Genomic DNA, 16,255 nt, shown 5'->3' on the forward strand with positions numbered 1-16,255 from the left:
CTCCTCCTGACCTCCGACGGCCTGGCGATCCACCGGTTCGCCGGTCATCAGAGCAAAGGGCGCGGCAACTGTGAAGGGCCCGTGCCAAGAAATCTGACTGCCTGTCAGAAAACCCGCGAAGGTCCCTTGAAGTGCCTCCCCGCCTACTGCAACCTGTTCTCGTTCCAACCGAGGGGAGATGGGCAATGGGTGGGACGGAACACCTCACCGTGCAGCGCGAAGGCGCCACACTGGTGCTCACGCTCAACAGGCCCGAAGCGAAGAACGCGCTCTCGCTTCCCATGCTCGTCGGCCTGTACGACGGCTGGGTCGAGGCCGACGAGGACGACACGATCCGCTCGATCGTGCTCACCGGGACCGGGGGCACCTTCTGCGCCGGCATGGACCTCAAGGCACTGGCCGGGGACGGCATGGCGGGGCAGCACCACCGCGACCGGCTCAAGGCCGATCCCGACCTGCACTGGAAGGCCATGCTGCGCCACCACCGCCCCCGCAAACCGGTGATCGCCGCCGTCGAGGGGTACTGCGTGGCCGGCGGCACCGAGATCCTCCAGGGCACCGACATCCGGGTCGCGGGCGCGTCCGCGACCTTCGGTCTGTTCGAGGTCCGGCGCGGCCTGTTCCCGATCGGCGGCTCGACCGTCCGGCTGCAGCGTCAGATCCCGCGCACCCACGCCCTGGAGATGCTGCTCACCGGACGGCCGTACAGCGCGCAGGAGGCGGCCGCCATCGGGCTGATCGGGCATGTCGTCCCCGACGGCACCGCGCTCGCCAGGGCGCTGGAGATCGCCGAGCAGGTCAACGCCTGCGGACCGCTCGCCGTGGAGGCCGTCAAGGCGTCGGTGTACGAGACCGCCGAGCTGACCGAGACCGACGGGCTCGCCGCCGAACTCGCCCGTGGTTGGCCGGTCTTCGACACCGCCGACGCCAAGGAGGGCGCCCGCGCCTTCGCGGAGAAGCGGCCCCCCGTCTACAAGCGCGCGTAGCGCTGCGCCGGCTCAGGCCGGTTTGGACACTGCGGGCCGTGTGTGGCTGGTCGCGCCCCGCGGCGGAGCCGCATATCGACACAGCCCCGCGCCCCTTCCGGGCGCGACCTCGCCGACCTTCCCAAGGAGGCAAGCCCCGATGCCCGAAGTCCTCAAAGCCCCGCTCGTGGTCGAGTTCCCCTTCACCCGCTCTCTCGGCCCCGTCCAGAGCGCCTTCCTCACCGGACTGCGCGAACGCGTCGTCCTCGGCGTGAAGACCACCGACGGGCGCACGCTCGTCCCGCCCGTCGAGTACGACCCCGTCACCGCCGAGGAGATCCGCGACCTGGTGGAGGTCGCCGCCACCGGCACGGTCACCACCTGGGCCTGGAACCACGAACCCCGCCGGGGCCAGCCCCTCACCACGCCCTTCGCCTGGGTCCTGGTCCGGCTCGACGGCGCCGACACCGCCCTGCTGCACGCCCTGGACGCCCCCGGACCCGACGCCGTGCACACCGGCATGCGGGTGCGGATCCGCTGGGCCGTGGAACGCACGGGCGCCATCACCGACATCGCCTGCTTCGAACCGTACGACGGCGAACCGGACCGACCGGGCAGCCACACCGGCGAGTTCGAGAACCCGCTCACCGGGATCGTCGCCCACGCCCGCCTCGACTACACCTACTCTCCCGGCCGCGCCCAGACCGACTACATCAAGGCCCTCTCCGAACAGCGGTCCGTCGGCGAGCGCTGCCCCTCCTGCCGCAAGGTGTACATCCCGCCGAGGGGTGCGTGCCCCACATGTGGCCTGGCCACATCGGAACAGGTCGAGGTGGGTCCCCGCGGCACGGTCACCACCTTCTGCATCGTCAACATCAAGGCTGCTCATACGGCGAATCTCGACATCGAGGTGCCGTACGTCTACGCGCACATCGCCCTCGACGGAGCCGACCTGGCCCTGCACGCCCGCATCGGCGGGATCCCGTACGACGAGGTGCGCATGGGCCTGAGGGTAGAGCCCGTGTGGACGCCTGGCGCGCGCTATCCCGATCACTACCGCCCGACCGGCGAACCCGACGCCGACTACGACACCTACAAGGAGCTGCTGTGACACGGGAGATCGCGGTCGTCGCCTTCGCCCAGACCGACCATCGGCGCTCCACCGAGGAGTCCTCCGAGGTCGAGATGCTCATGCCGGTGCTGCACCAGGTGCTGGCACAGACCGGACTCAAGACCGCCGACATCGGCTTCACCTGCTCCGGCTCCAGCGACTACCTGGCCGGCCGGGCCTTCTCCTTCACCCTCGCCCTCGACGGCGTCGGCGCCTGGCCGCCCATCTCCGAGTCGCACGTCGAGATGGACGGCGCCTGGGCGCTGTACGAGGCATGGACCAAGCTGATGACGGGAGACGCCGACACCGCCCTGGTGTACTCCTACGGCAAGTCCTCTCCCGGATCCGTACGAGACGTCCTGACCCGCCAGTTGGACCCGTACTACGTGGCTCCCCTCTGGCCGGACCCGGTCGCGCTGGCCGCACTCCAGGCACAGGCGCTCATCGACGCGGGGGACACGGACGAGCGCGCCCTCGCCGCGATCGGAACGCGGAGCCGCGCGTCGGCCACCGCCAACTCCCATGCACAGCTGAGGGGTTCGATCCCACAGGGCGACTACGTCGTACGCCCCCTGCGCACCGGGGACTGCCCGCCCGTCGGCGACGGCGCAGCCGCCGTGATCCTCGCGGCGGGGGAGCGAGCCCGCGAGCTGTGTGAACGGCCCGCCTGGATCCGGGGCATCGACCACCGCATCGAGGCGCACTCCCTCGGCGTGCGCGACCTCACCGACTCGCCCTCCGCACGACTGGCCGCAGAGAAGGCCGGCGCCTTCGAACTCCCCCATAGCCTCAACGGCATGGGAGGTGCCCCCACCATCGACACGGCCGAGTTGCACGCGCCGTTCACCGCGCAGGAGGTCGTGCTGCGCAAGGCGCTCCGGCTGGACGAGAGCGTCCGCGTCAATCCCTCAGGGGGCGCACTCGCCGCCAACCCGGTCATGGCCGCCGGACTGATCCGCATCGGCGAGGCCGCCGCCCGCATCCACCGCGGCGAGTCCGACCGCGCCCTCGCCCACGCCACCTCCGGCCCCTGCCTGCAGCAGAACCTGGTCGCCGTACTCGAAGGGGATCCACGATGAGCAAGGAGCCCGTGGCCGTCGTAGGAGTCGGCCAGACCAAGCACGTGGCCGCCCGCCGGGACGTGTCGATCGCCGGACTCGTCCGCGAGGCGGCCGGACGGGCTCTCGAGGACGCCGAGTTGACCTGGGCCGACATCGACGCCGTCGTCATGGGCAAGGCGCCCGACTTCTTCGAGGGCGTCATGATGCCCGAGCTGTACCTCGCCGACGCCCTCGGCGCCGTCGGCAAGCCCATGCTGCGGGTGCACACCGCCGGCTCGGTCGGCGGATCCACCGCCCTCGTGGCCACCAACCTGGTGGCGGCCCGTGTCCACGGCACCGTCCTCACCCTCGCCTTCGAAAAACAGTCCGAATCCAACGCCATGTGGGGCCTGTCCCTGCCCATCCCCTTCCAACAACCCCTGCTCGCCGGGGCGGGCGGCTTCTTCGCCCCGCACGTGCGCGCCTACATGCGGCGCAGCGGCGCCCCCGACACCGTCGGCTCCCTCGTCGCCTACAAGGACCGGCGCAACGCCCTGAAGAACCCGTACGCCCACCTCCACGAGCACGACATCACCCTGGAGAAGGTCCAGGCCTCACCCATGCTGTGGGACCCGATCCGCTACTCGGAGACCTGCCCGTCCTCCGACGGCGCCTGTGCCATGGTCCTCACCGACCGCGCCGGGGCCGCCCGTGCGCCCCGGCCGCCCGCCTGGATGCTCGGCGGCGCCATGCGCAGCGAGCCGACCCTCTTCGCGGGCAAGGACTTCGTCTCCCCGCAGGCCGGCAAGGACTGCGCCGCCGACGTCTACCGGCAGGCCGGCATCGCCGACCCGCGCCGGGACATCGACGCCGTCGAGATGTACGTGCCGTTCTCCTGGTACGAGCCCATGTGGCTGGAGAACCTGGGCTTCGCCGAGGAGGGCGGCGGCTGGAAGCTCACCGAGGCCGGGGTGACCGAGCTGGACGGGGACCTGCCCGTCAACATGTCGGGCGGGGTGCTCTCCACCAACCCCATCGGTGCCTCCGGCATGATCCGCTTCGCCGAAGCCGCCCTCCAGGTGCGCGGCCAGGCCGGAGAACACCAGGTGGACCGCGCCCGGAAGGTGCTCGGGCACGCTTACGGCGGCGGTTCGCAGTTCTTCTCCATGTGGCTCGTCGGATCCGAGCCCCCCGACTCCTGAAAGGTCCTCCCGACACGGCCTGTCCGCCGTGGGAAGCGGTCGCTAGGCTGACCGCGGACGACGAACCGGGAGGAGCACGGACGTGGCCGAGACCACCACCCAGCAGCAGCCGCTCGTGGGCTGGGACAAGCCGGAGCTGGACCTCAGCAGGGCCGAGTGGCGGTCCAGCAGCCGAGGGCTGGGCGATGTCCAGATCGCCTTTGTCGAGGGCTTCATCGCCATGCGCAACGGCGAACGCCCGGAAAGCCCTTCCCTGATCTTCACCCCCGCCGAATGGGGCGCCTTCGTCTCCGGGGCACGGGAAGGCGAGTTCGACCTGACCTGAGTGACCCCGTGCCGCGAGCCGAACCGGGGAGTGTTCGGCGCGGATTTCCGGACACGCGATCCACAGCACCCTGTCGGGGCCGATGCCTGAGCGAGGCTGGCCCCGGCAAGGGGAAGGTCGCGTTCCGGAGGTGAGGGAAGATGAGCAGTGCGCCGGTCATCGCCGCGGTGGACGGCTCCGAGGACAGCCGGCGGGCGCTTGAGTGGGCCGTGGACGCCGCCCACCGTCGCGCGGCGCCGCTGCGGGTGGTGCACGTACGGCAGTACGCCGCCTGGGGACAGGCCGACGTCCTGGTCGCCGGGCCACCCGACACGCAGGGCGACCCGGTGCTCGACGAGGTCCGCGCACTGCTGCGGGACCGCGCCGACGCCCAGACCGTGGAGTACGTCGCGCTGGAGGGCGTACCGGGCGCGGTGCTGCCCGAACTCGGGGTGGACGCCCAGCTGTTGGTCCTCGGCTCACGGGGCCGCGGCGGCTTCGCCAGCCTGCTGCTCGGCTCCAACAGCCTGGCCTGCGCACGCGACGCCGAGTGCCCGGTGGTCGTCGTACCCCGGCCCGACCGCGAGGTTCACGGGGAGGGCCCGGCCGAACCCGGGCCCCGGGTGGTCGTCGGCCTGCACGTCGACAGCCCCGACGACGACAGCCTCGGCCTCGCCTTCGCCGAGGCCGCCCTGCGCGGGGCGCGCGTCGAGGTGATCGCCGCGTACCCGTGGCCGGTGCAGACATGGTCCGCGCCCGGCCAGCTGGTGCCGCCCCCGATCGACCAGGCCGCCGTCGAGCACGAGACCCGGACCCTCGCCGAGGGCTTCCTCGCCCCGCACCGGGAGCGCCACCCGGACGTCCGCGCCGACGTCGCCGCCCTGCCCGGTGACGCGGCCGGCCACCTCGTCGCCGCCTCGAAGGACGCCGACCTGGTCGTCGTCGGCCGCCACCGGCGACGCCTGCTGGCGCCCGCCCGGATGATGGGCTCGGTCACCCAGGCGGTCCTGCTGCACGCGGCGAGCCCGATCGCGGTGGTACCACCGGAACCGACGTGAGCACAAGCCCGCCTGGACCGGCCCGACCTAGCCCCGCCGGACCGGCCCGAACGGGCCCCGCGAGGCGTACGCTGAGGTGCCTGACGGTCACGGTGTGCGCCCGCTCCCTGCGCGGGGCCGACGCCGTCGGGGGGGTGTGTGATGGGACAACGGATGGTGCGCAGCCGTAAGACGCTCTTCGAGCGGGAGAGTGAACTCGCCGCTGTGGAAGAGGCGTTGGACGGGCTCACCGGCCTGCGCGCGGACGGCGCGGAGGCGGCGCAGCGCCCGCGCGGCGCACTGCTCGCGTTCGCCGGCCGCGCGGGCATCGGCAAGACCACCCTCCTCGCCGAAGTCCGCCGCCGGGCCACCGCCCTCGGCTGCACCGTGCTGTCCGCCCGCGGCGGCGACCAGGAACAGCGCGTCGCCTTCCACGTGGCCCGCCAGCTGCTCCAGCCGCAGCTCGCCGGAGTGCCGGAGAGCGAACTGCGGTCCTCGCTGGGCAGTTGGTACGACATCGTCGGCCCCGCCCTCGGCCTGTGCGCACCCACCGAGGGCGCCCCGCCCGACCAGCAGGGCCTGCGCGACGGCCTGGACTGGGTCCTCACCCACCTCGCCGTACGCCGCGCCCCGATGGTCCTCGTCCTCGACGACGCCCACTGGGCCGACCCCGAATCCCTGCGCTGGCTGGCCGCGTTCGCGCCCCGCGCCGAGGAACTCCCGCTGCTGGTCGTCGTCGCCTACCGGCCCGACGAACTCCCCGACCACGCCGAGTCGTTCCGCGGACTCCCCGGCCGCGCGGGCGGACGCCCCCTCGACCTGGAGCCGCTCAGCGCGGCCGCCGTCGCCGAGCTGGTCCGGGAGGTCCTCGGCACGCACGCCGACGACGCGTTCTGCCGCGAGTGCTGGGTCGTCACCGCCGGCAACCCCTTCGAGACCGTCGAACTGACCGCCAAGGTGCACGATCGCGGACTCATCCCCACCGAGGCCGGGGCCCCTCTGCTGCGCGACCTCGCCGCCGCCGTCAAGGGCACCGGCCTGATCGCCCGGCTCGAACGCCTCGGCACCTCCACCGTCCGTTTCGCCTGGGCCTGCGCCGTCCTCGGTACCGAGATCCATCCCCGGCTCGGCGCCGCCGTCGCCGGACTCGGCCACGAGGAGGCCGCCGACGCCGCCGACGCGCTGCGCGGCGCGCGCATCCTGACGGGTGTCGAGACGCTCGAATTCGTCCACCCCCTGATCGCCACCGCCGTCTACCGAGCCATCCCGTCCGGCGTGCGCGTCGCCCTGCACGGACAGGCCGCATGGTGCGTGATCAACGACGGACAGGGACCCTCCGCCGCCGCCCGCCACCTCCTGGAGACCCACCCCGAGGGCGACACCTGGGTCGTGCAGCAACTGCGCGCCGCCGCCGGTGAGACGCTCCGGGCCGGCGCCCCCGAAGCCGCCTGCAGCTACCTCGCCCGCGCCCTGCTCGAGCCGCCGCCGCCCAAGGACCGGGCCGCCGTCCTGTACGAACTGGGCTCCGCCTCCCTGCTCACCGAACCCGCCACCACCGTCAACCACCTGCGCGCCGCCCTCGAAGAGCCCATCACCGACCCCGAGCTGCGGCACCACATCGTCTACCGCCTCTCCCAGGTCCTCGCCCACAGCGACCGCCTCGCCGAGGCCTCCGACACCCTGGCCCGCGAGATCCGGCTGACCGGGGACGCGCGGGTCAGGCTGCGCATGGTCTCCGAGCAGTTCATGTGGGACGCCTTCCGCGCCGACGAACCCGACCACCCCTCCCGCTCCCGCCGCCTGGACAGGCTCGCAAGCCGCCTCAAGGGCCGCGACCTCACCGAGCGCTACATCATCGGGCTGCGCACCTGGGACGCCGTCCAGCGCGGCGAACCCGCCCACGTCGCCCTCCAGCACGCCGAACGCGCACTGGCCGGCGGCCTCGGCTGGACCGAGCCCGACCGTGGCTTCGAGGTGCCGGTCCTGGTCGCGCTCGCCTTCATGTACGCCGACCGGCCGGGCCGCACCGAGGAGCTGTTCGCCGCCGGGATCGCCGACTACGAGCACCATGGCTGGCGCGGCGCCCACCTCTCCTTCGCCTACACCCTCCTCGCCTACGTCCGCTACCGGCGCGGGCGGCTCGCCGAGGCCGAGGACTTCGTCCGCGCGGGCCTCAGGCTCGCCGAACGCGTCGGCCCCGGCACGCCCGCCCACTGGTACGCCGTCGGCATCCTGATCGAGGTCCTGCTGGCCCGGGGCCGCGTCGCGGAGGCGGCGCAGACCGCCGACGACTTCTGCTTTGGGCAGCCCTTCCCGGCCGCCGTCGTCTTCCCCGACGCCCAGACGGTGTACGGCGAACTGCTCCTCGCCCGCGGCCTCACCAAGGACGCGGCGGCCGAGCTGTCCGCCGCCGGGCGCCGCCTCGACCCGCGGGGCATCCGCAACCCCGCATGGTGCCCCTGGCAGCTCCACCTGGCCCGCGCCCAGAGCCACGACGCCCCCGAACGAGCCCTGACCACTGCCCTCGAAGCGGTGGACCGTGCCCGCCAGTTCGGCGCCCCCTCCGCGATCGGACAGGCCCTGCGGACGCTGGCGGAGGTGGCCTCGGGCTCTGCGCGCGTCAAATACCTGGAAGAGTCCGTCGCCCATCTGGAGCGCTCCCCGGCCGCGTACGAGCTGGCCTGCGCGCTGGTCGCCCTGGGCACCGAACTGCGCCACGCCGGCCGCCCCAGGGAGGCCGCCGAGCACCTCTACCGGGGCCTCGACACGGCCGTCCAGTGCGGCGCCGACGGCCTCGGGGACACGGCCCGCGCCGAACTCGCCGCGGCCGGCCTGCGCCCACGCCGCCTCCACAGCACCGAGACCGACACCCTCACCAGCCGCGAACGCGTCGCCGCCACCCTCACGGCCAAGGGCTGCACCGAGGCGGAGACCGCCGTGGAACTCCACACCGACGAGCAGAGCGTCGTACACCTCCTTTCAGCGGTGTACCGGAAGCTCGGAACCGACCGGTCGGGGCTGGAAGCGGCACTGGGCGCGGGGACGACGCCGGGCTAGAGACCGGAGGGTGCCCACACGTCGCCGAGTGTGCTCAGGCACGTACCATGGCCGCATGTCGTTCCTCCGCCGCCGCAGCGCCACTCCCGCCGGACCCGACTTCGACGTCCTGGCCATGGACCCGGGCGACTGGCCGGGCAACCTGGGCGCGGGTCTGCTGCCCGCCCCCGACGGCTCCTGCCAGGGCGTTTTCCTGCGCTACGACCTGTTCGGCGGCCGCGGCCCCGCCATGATCATCGGCAATCTCCCCGAGGGCTCCCCGGCCCGGGAGGTCACCGAGGGCGAGATCCCCTTCGAGGTGGGCCAGCTGCTGCTCGCGCTGGAGAACGACGAGGAGGTCACCGTCGTCGGCATCGAGGACACGCCGGTCCTTCAGGGTGACAACCTGCTGATCGTGCGGCGGCTGAAGCTCTCCGAGAGCCGGATCTCCTGCGTCCAGTTCGACCGCAGCGACGGCGTCCTCGTGACCATCGCCGCCTGGGACCGCCCCATCACCGACGACCTGTACGCCCTGCTGAAGCCGCTCCCGGCGGAGCTGTTCCAGCAGGGCTGACGGCCGGTCCCGGCTAGCCGACGGCACTCTCCAGGCGGACGTCCGCGGCGCGCACGAACGCCACTCGGTGGCCGTACTGGATCTCGTAGTACAGGTCCTTGCCGACCACGACCCGGTGCGAGTCGGTGGTGAAGGTGACCGCGTAGTAGTACTCGCCCGGCACCACGTCACCGACCACGTACTTCTGCCCGGCCGGGAGCGTGTACGGCAGCGCCACCACCGACTGCGCGGGTACCCCCGCCGGGTAGGCCTCCTTCTCCGGATACGCGCGGCCGTACACCGGGACGCTCGCCAGACCGTCCTTCGGGGTGACGACGAGACCGGACGCCGGCACCGCCGTGGGCTGCTCGGCCGGGTTCTCGAACCAGGCCTTCTGTCCCAGGTACCAGATCGCCGTCCAGTCGCCCCAGCGGTCGGCGACCGCGTACTGCTGGCCGGTGGAGACCCGCGAGGACAGATCGTTCACCCCGTTGGTCGGATCCGTCTTCAGGCCGATGTCCTTGATCAGCGGGGCGTTCTCGTCGTGGTCGGAGTACAGCCGCACCTCGCTGGAGCCGTGCGCGGTGCAGGGCTCGCCCTTGGTGGTGCAGCCCGTGTACACCGGCTCGTTGTCGGCGTAGTCCGGGCGGATCGTCACCATGTCGGAGTACTTGCCGCCGGTGGCCCTGAAGGGGTGGCCCAGCAGCTGGAAGTAGTGCCGCCAGTCCCAGTACGGGCCCGGGTCCGTGTGCATCCCGGGGATGGTGGAGGTGGTCGGGCCCGGCACGGTGTCGTGGCCCAGGATGTGCTGCCGGTCCAGCGGGATGCCGTACTTCCGGGCCAGGTACTTCACCAGGCGCGCCGAGGACCGGTACATCGCCTCCGTGTACCAGGCGTCCGGCGCCGCGAGGAAGCCCTCGTGCTCGATGCCGACCGACTTCGCGTTGATGTACCAGTTGCCCGCGTGCCAGGCCACGTCCTTCGCCTTGACGTGCTGGGCGATCAGACCGTCGGTGGAGCGGATGGTGTAGTTCCAGGACACATAGGTGGGGTCCTGGACCAGGTTCAGCACCCCGTCCCAGGTGCCCTCCGTGTCATGGATGACGATGTACTTGATGCTCTGCGAGTCCGGACGGTCGCCGAGGTCGTGGTTGCCGTAGTCGTTGTCCCCGAACTCGGAGTACGGCGCCGGGATCCACTCGCAGGACACCGAGTTCGGGCACTCGACGTCGTCCGCCGCGACCGTGCGCAGCCCCGCCCGCTTCAGCTGACCGGTGTCGGCGGAGAGGTGCGGCCGGGCGGCGAGGGCCACCTGCTGGCCGTCGTCCGTGGTGCGCTGCTCACCCGTTCGCAGTACGTCGTACACGTCGTTCGCGTACGCGCGCGCGGTCGCCGTGTCGTCCGCGCCGGAGAAGCGGGCCACCGCGCCGTACCAGTGGGCCGGGTCGGCGCTCGCCGGCTCGCCCAGCTCCTTCTGGGCGGCGGCGAGCAGGGCGGCGCCGCCCGCGATGTTGGCGGCCGGGTCGGTGCGCAGCTCGGCCGCGGGCAGCCCCGTCAGTTCGGCCGCCTTGGGCAGCGTCCTGAGGCGGGCCGGGAGTGCCGAGTTCTCGGGCACCTTGATGTCGGGGTGCAGGGCGGGGCGGGCGCTGTCGCCGCGGGCGTCCTCGGTGCCCTCGGCGAGGTGCTCGGTGGTGGCGAGCGCGGTGCGTGCGTCGGTGAGGTGCATTGGGCCGTAGCCGCCGGTCACACTGGGCGCCCCGGCGTGCGAGTCCCAGCGGGACTGGAGATAGGAGACGGCCAGCAGGACGCTCTGCGGCACGTGGTACTCGGCGGCAGCGTCGGCGAAGGCGCGTTGGAGCCGACCGGCCGAGGAGTCCGTCGCGCTCTGGGCGGGGGCCGCGCCGAGCAGGGGTAGTAGTAAGGCGGCGGAGGCGAGCGTGCCGGCGCTTCGCCTCAGGTGTCTGTGGCCGGGTGTGGGCGTGGGGTCGGTGGCGGATCCTCGCAAGTGCGGCCTCCTGTGACGGGCGGGCGGCGGGCGTGCGGCTCCGAGCTGGATCAGTGGTACCGGCTTGCCGACGATCCGTCAATGATGCCTTCAGGTCCCTGATTTCCCACGTCACGAAGGGTTTCGGCGAGTTTCGCTGCGGTGGCGCACGGGCCTGCGGGGCGTCAGTGGCGTACACCAGTCACACACGAAGGTCCGCGGTGCGCCGCCGCTCTGGGCGCACCGCGGAGCCGTCGTCCCCGTCAGCGAGTGCCGACCGCCGCGCGCACGGCCCGGCGGGCCAGCTGGCAGTCGTCGTGCAGCCGCCTGAGCAGCAGCCGCTGTTCCTCGCCGGACGGCGCAGCACCCGGGTGGGCCGTACCCGGTGCCGCCGGGGCCGTATCGTGCATCGAACGCTGCACGGCCGTCTCGTACGTACGGATCTCCCTCGTCAGCAGGAGCATCAGGTTCACCAGGAAGGCGTCCCGGGAGGCCGGGCCCCCCGACTGGGCGATCTGGCTGATCTGACGCCGCGCCACCGGCGCGTCCCCGAGGACCAGCCACAGCGTCGCCAGGTCGTACCCCGGCAGATACCAGCCCGCGTGCTCCCAGTCCACCAGCACTGGACCGGCCGGTGAGAGCAGGATGTTCGAGAGCAGGGCGTCGCCGTGGCAGAACTGGCCCATCCCCTGGCGGCCCGCCGCGTGCGCGATGCCGTGCAGCAGCTTCTGCAGGTCCCCCAGGTCCCGGTCGGTCAGCAGGCCCAGTTCGTGGTACCGGGCGATGCGGGCCGCGTAGTCCAGGGGGGCGTCGAAGGTGCCCGCCGGGGGGCGCCAGGCGTTCAGCCGGCAGATCGCGCCGAGCGCCGCCCGGATGTCCGGCCGGGGCGGAGCCTCCAACGGATGCCGCTGGAGCGCCGCCACCCGGCCCGGCATGCGCTCGATCACCAGCGTGCAGTTGTCCGGATCCGCTGCGATCAGTCTCGGCACCCGCACCGGCGGGCGGTGCCGGACGAACGAGCGGTATGCGGCTATTTCGTGGCGGATCCGCTCCGACCACGCGGGCGATTGGTCGAGGAGACACTTGGCCACGGCCGTGCTGCGTCCGGTCGTCCCGACCAGGAGGACGGAGCGTCCGCTGCGGCGCAGCACCTGCACCGGAGCGAACTCCGGACAGATCCGGTGCACCGAGGCGATCGCGGTGCGCAACTGCGCGCCCTGGGGACCGGACAGGTCGAGCCGCCCGCTGAGGGGCTGGGATCCGGGTTGCCCCGGAACGCGCCGCGGTCGGCCGGCGCCCAGCACGGGTGCTGCCGGCCGCGCCGCCGGGTCGAGGTACGGCCCGCCGCCCGCCGGGCGGGGACGCAGCGGCCGGGGCGGAGCGGACACGGAGGACGATGCTGCGTACATGGGAGATACAGATCCCTTCGTGTGCCTGCGGTGCCTGCCTGTACATCCATGCTCAAAACCCCTGTGCGAAGTGGATACGCAATGCGGGTGCTTTGAGTTCATACGCCCACCCGACCCGGTCGCCCGGGTGCACCCTGGGGAATGCACCCGTCACTGGGAGGGCGACCGGGTCGGGGTGGCGCGTTCCTACCTGACACCCGATGCCCAGTGGCACACCATCTGGCGCACCCTGGCGAACCGTGGCGAATAGTCGCCCGGCAACGTCCACGGGTCTACTGTCAACTCAGCCGAGAACCTGGGGGCTTGACGTGAGCGGACAACCCAACACCCGCCTATCGGACCTGTTCGGCCTGGCCGGCTGGTCCAAGGGCGAACTCGCGAGGCTGGTCAACAAGCAGGCGGCGGCCATGGGCCACCCCCAGCTGTCGACCGACACCTCCCGGGTGCGGCGGTGGATCGACATGGGAGAGATCCCGCGCGATCCCGTACCGCGGGTGCTGGCGGCCCTGTTCACCGAGCGTCTCGGCCGTGTCGTGACCATCGAGGACCTCGGTCTGGTGCGGCACGGGCGTACGGGGAAACGGCAGGGCGACGGGAATGCGGAACATCCCGACGGAGTGCCGTGGGCGCCCGAACGGACCGCCGCGGTCCTCACCGAATTCACGGGAATGGACCTCATGCTCAACCGACGCGGCTTGGTGGGCGCGGGTGCCGCGCTCGCCGCGGGATCCACACTCAGCAGCGCCATGTACGACTGGCTGCACGCCGACCCCACACTGAAGGCCGACGCCCCTGTCCTCGACGATCCCCTGCACGCCGACCCCGCTGGGTTCGACCGCTATGAGGCCGCCCCCATTGGGTCGCAGGAGATCGAGGAACTGGAGCGTTCGGTCGAGGTGTTCCGCGCCTGGGACGCCGCCCGAGGCGGCGGGCTCCAGCGCAAGGCGGTCGTGGGCCAGCTCAACGAGGTGGGCGGCATGCTCGCCTACCACCATCCACCCCATCTCCAGCGACGCCTGTGGGGCGTCGCCGCCAACCTCGCCGTCCTCGCGGGCTGGATGTCGCACGACGTCGGCCTGGAGCCCACGGCCCAGAAGTACTTCGTCATCGCCGCCCACGCCGCCCGCGAGGGCGGTGACCGGCCGCGCGCCGGGGAGGCCCTGTCCCGGGCGGCCCGGCAGATGGTGCACCTCGGCCGGCCCGACGACGCGCTGGACCTGATGAAGCTCGCCCAGTCCGGTTCGGGGGAGCGTCTGCAGCCACGTACGAAGGCGATGTTCCACACCATCGAGGCCTGGGCGCAGGCGTCCATGGGCAAGGGCCAGGCGATGCGCCGCACGCTCGGACAGGCGGAGGACCTCTTCGTCTCCGACCGCCGGGACCTGGAACCGCCGGACTGGATGCAGACCTTCAAGGACGAGGATCTGTACGGCATGCAGGCCCTCGCCTACCGCACCCTCGCGGAGTTCGACCCCGGTGCGGCCGCGCACGCCCAGTACTACGCGGAGAAGGCCCTGGCCCTGCGTGTCGACGGGCGGGAGCGGTCGAAGATCTTCGACCATCTCTCCATGGCCTCGGCCTGCTTCATCGCCGACGACCCGGAACAGGCCGACCGCTACGCACGGCTGGCCCTGATGTCGATGGGCTCGAACTCCTCCCGCCGCACCTGGGACCGACTGCGGCAGATGTACCGGCTCACCGCCGAGTACTCCGGCTACCCGAGGATCCACGAACTGCGGGAAGAGATCAGGCTCGCCCTGCCGACGCCGAAGGGCGGGCGTGACAACAGCGCACAGGTGTAAGGGGCCTGTGCGCTGCGTTCTTCAACAGGTGTAGTAGGTCAGCTCATGAGGTGACCTTGGCGACGAGCACACAGGCATCGTCCTCGCGCTCGGCTCCGCCGAACTCCTCCACGACCGTCCGCACACACTCCTGCGCGGTGCGCGCCGCGCCGAAGCGTGGGGCGAGGTCGAGCAGGTGGTCCACAGCGGTGTTTCCGCCGTGCCCGGACACCAGTCCGTCCGTGTGCAGCAGGAGGAGGTCGCCGGGCTCCAGGGCCACTTCGGCCTGCCCGTAGGTGGCGCCCGTGGTGGCGCCGAGCAGGACGCCGTCCGGTGCGTTCAGCACGCGCCCCGTCCCGCCGCGGTACAGCAGCGGGGCGGGGTGTCCTGCCTGCGCCCACACCAGGGTGCGGGTCTCGGGCCGGTAGTGGCAGCACACGGCGCTGCCGAGGGCGGGCTGCACGGTGGCGTCGAGTAACTGGTTGAGCATGGCCAGGAGGGGGCCGGGCTGCGTGCCGGCCATGGCCATGCCGCGCACGGCACCCAGCAGCATCGCCATGCCCGAGGTGACGGCGACGCCGTGCCCGGTGAGATCGCCGACGCTGAGCAGGGTCGCGCCGTCGGAGAGCTGCAGCGCGTCGTACCAGTCGCCGCCGATCAGGGCGCTCGTCGCGGCCGGCAGATAGTGGGCGGCGAGGTCGAGGGTCTGCGGCCCCCGGTGCGGGAGCCGCAGGGAGCCGCGCCATGGCGGCAGCACGGCCTCCTGCAGCTCGACCGCGAGCCGCTGCTCGGTCTGCGCCTGCCGCTGGTGGTGCTGGAACGAGTCACGGGTCTCGCGCACCGTCCGCTGGCTGCGGCGCAGTTCACTCACGTCGCGCAGCACGGCCCACATCGAGGTGGTGCTGCCGTCGCCGCCGAGCACGGGCTCGCCCATCATGTGCACGGTCCGCACCGAGGTGTCGGGCCGTACGACACGGAACTCGCCGTCGATCGGCCTGGCGTCGACCAGGCAGTCCGTCACCATCCGGGTCAGCTTCGCCCGGTCCTCCTCCAGGACCAGCGAAGGCAGCTCGTCCAGGGTGCGGGCGGGGCCGGCCGGGTCGAGGCCGAGGATCTGGTAGAGCTCTCCGGACCAACTCGCCTCGTCCGTGAGGAGGTTCCACTCCGCGCTGCCGACACGGCTGAGCAGCGAGGCGCGCGGTGCGCCGGCGGCCGCCGCGGGCCGGACGGCCGGGGTCTCGGCGGGCCCGTCCGCAGGAGCGGGCTCCGGGCCGTCCCGCAGCTGTGCCAAGTGGGTGTCCAGGTCCTCGAGTTGGTGCAGTGCGAGGTCGTACAGCGCCCGCTGCCAGCGTTCCTCCGGGTCCGATCCCTCGCTCTGCGCGTCGCGCCGTACGGCGTCCACATCGCCTTTGAGTCGCCGCGCCTGCGTGATCAACGACTCGACCGAGCCGCGCCCGGGCGGCTGGGCGGCTGGGTGGTCCGCGGAGACTGGGGACGGCATGACGCACTCCGAAGGGGGGATGGAACGACCAAGGGGGGTGGAGGGACCGTTACGACTGTTGCACAGCCCGCGACTCCCTGTAAGGGATTTGGCAACACACGATACGGTGGTGCTTCCGGCATATGCCAGAGTCTTCCCGGGCTGCTCCGAGGGTACGGATGGCGTACGCGCGAGTAGGTTCAAGCCGTAGGGTTTCTACGGGACTTGACGCATACCGTAGAGCTTCACAGCCGTACTCAGCTGCCTGTTCGACGCTCAGGTGTTCCATGGTGACGCCGACTGCTCGATCCGTACCAACTCTGTCTGGATTTGACGTCCTGTGAAGAGCCTTC

General features: G+C 72.1%; 12 protein-coding genes. 9 read left to right on the forward strand and 3 right to left on the reverse strand.

Annotated features, from left to right (window positions below):
- Positions 1–185: 185 nt before the first annotated feature.
- From ACFY3C_RS36665 to ACFY3C_RS36700, 8 genes are all read left to right on the forward strand, one after another.
- On the forward strand, positions 186–986 hold the full coding sequence (locus ACFY3C_RS36665; RefSeq protein WP_386578541.1) for a crotonase/enoyl-CoA hydratase family protein: 801 nt from the start codon (positions 186–188) through the stop codon (positions 984–986).
- Positions 987–1,125: 139 nt separating this feature from the next.
- The gene (locus ACFY3C_RS36670; RefSeq protein ID WP_390773905.1) at positions 1,126–2,076 is read left to right on the forward strand and encodes a Zn-ribbon domain-containing OB-fold protein; all 951 of its coding nucleotides are present in this window, start codon (positions 1,126–1,128) and stop codon (positions 2,074–2,076) included.
- Positions 2,073–3,155: a thiolase domain-containing protein gene (locus ACFY3C_RS36675; RefSeq protein WP_390773906.1), complete on the forward strand. Its 1,083-nt coding sequence runs from the start codon at positions 2,073–2,075 to the stop codon at positions 3,153–3,155. The genes ACFY3C_RS36670 and ACFY3C_RS36675 overlap by 4 nt, the downstream gene beginning before the upstream one ends.
- Positions 3,152–4,318: a thiolase domain-containing protein gene (locus ACFY3C_RS36680; RefSeq protein ID WP_390773907.1), complete on the forward strand. Its 1,167-nt coding sequence runs from the start codon at positions 3,152–3,154 to the stop codon at positions 4,316–4,318. The genes ACFY3C_RS36675 and ACFY3C_RS36680 overlap by 4 nt, the downstream gene beginning before the upstream one ends.
- An 82-nt stretch (positions 4,319–4,400) precedes the next feature.
- Positions 4,401–4,643: a DUF397 domain-containing protein gene (locus tag ACFY3C_RS36685; protein WP_386578545.1), complete on the forward strand. Its 243-nt coding sequence runs from the start codon at positions 4,401–4,403 to the stop codon at positions 4,641–4,643.
- Positions 4,644–4,783: 140 nt separating this feature from the next.
- The gene (locus ACFY3C_RS36690) at positions 4,784–5,680 is read left to right on the forward strand and encodes a universal stress protein (RefSeq protein ID WP_386578546.1); all 897 of its coding nucleotides are present in this window, start codon (positions 4,784–4,786) and stop codon (positions 5,678–5,680) included.
- Positions 5,681–5,821: 141 nt separating this feature from the next.
- Positions 5,822–8,716 (forward strand): ATP-binding protein, encoded by a 2,895-nt coding sequence (locus tag ACFY3C_RS36695; protein WP_390773908.1) that lies wholly within the window; start codon positions 5,822–5,824, stop codon positions 8,714–8,716.
- Between the two features lie 55 nt (positions 8,717–8,771).
- Positions 8,772–9,269, forward strand: coding sequence for a hypothetical protein (locus ACFY3C_RS36700; RefSeq protein ID WP_386578548.1), 498 nt, complete (start codon positions 8,772–8,774; stop codon positions 9,267–9,269).
- Positions 9,270–9,282: 13 nt separating this feature from the next.
- Here the strand turns inward: ACFY3C_RS36700 and ACFY3C_RS36705 are convergent, their stop codons facing one another.
- Both ACFY3C_RS36705 and ACFY3C_RS36710 read right to left on the reverse strand, forming a co-directional pair.
- Entirely contained in the window at positions 9,283–11,253 is a 1,971-nt protein-coding gene (locus tag ACFY3C_RS36705; protein WP_390773909.1) for an N-acetylmuramoyl-L-alanine amidase, read from the reverse strand.
- Positions 11,254–11,495: 242 nt separating this feature from the next.
- Positions 11,496–12,641 (reverse strand): aminoglycoside phosphotransferase family protein, encoded by a 1,146-nt coding sequence (locus ACFY3C_RS36710; RefSeq protein ID WP_390773910.1) that lies wholly within the window; start codon positions 12,639–12,641, stop codon positions 11,496–11,498.
- A gap of 308 nt (positions 12,642–12,949) precedes the next feature.
- Between ACFY3C_RS36710 and ACFY3C_RS36715 the strand changes: the two genes are divergently transcribed.
- Positions 12,950–14,443 (forward strand): hypothetical protein, encoded by a 1,494-nt coding sequence (locus ACFY3C_RS36715; RefSeq protein WP_386578551.1) that lies wholly within the window; start codon positions 12,950–12,952, stop codon positions 14,441–14,443.
- A gap of 43 nt (positions 14,444–14,486) precedes the next feature.
- Here the strand turns inward: ACFY3C_RS36715 and ACFY3C_RS36720 are convergent, their stop codons facing one another.
- On the reverse strand, positions 14,487–15,923 hold the full coding sequence (locus ACFY3C_RS36720; RefSeq protein ID WP_390773911.1) for a PP2C family protein-serine/threonine phosphatase: 1,437 nt from the start codon (positions 15,921–15,923) through the stop codon (positions 14,487–14,489).
- Positions 15,924–16,255: the final 332 nt, after the last annotated feature.

It is taken from the genome of Streptomyces sp. NPDC001410 (assembly GCF_042895235.1).
Classification (GTDB): Bacteria; Actinomycetota; Actinomycetes; order Streptomycetales; family Streptomycetaceae; genus Streptomyces.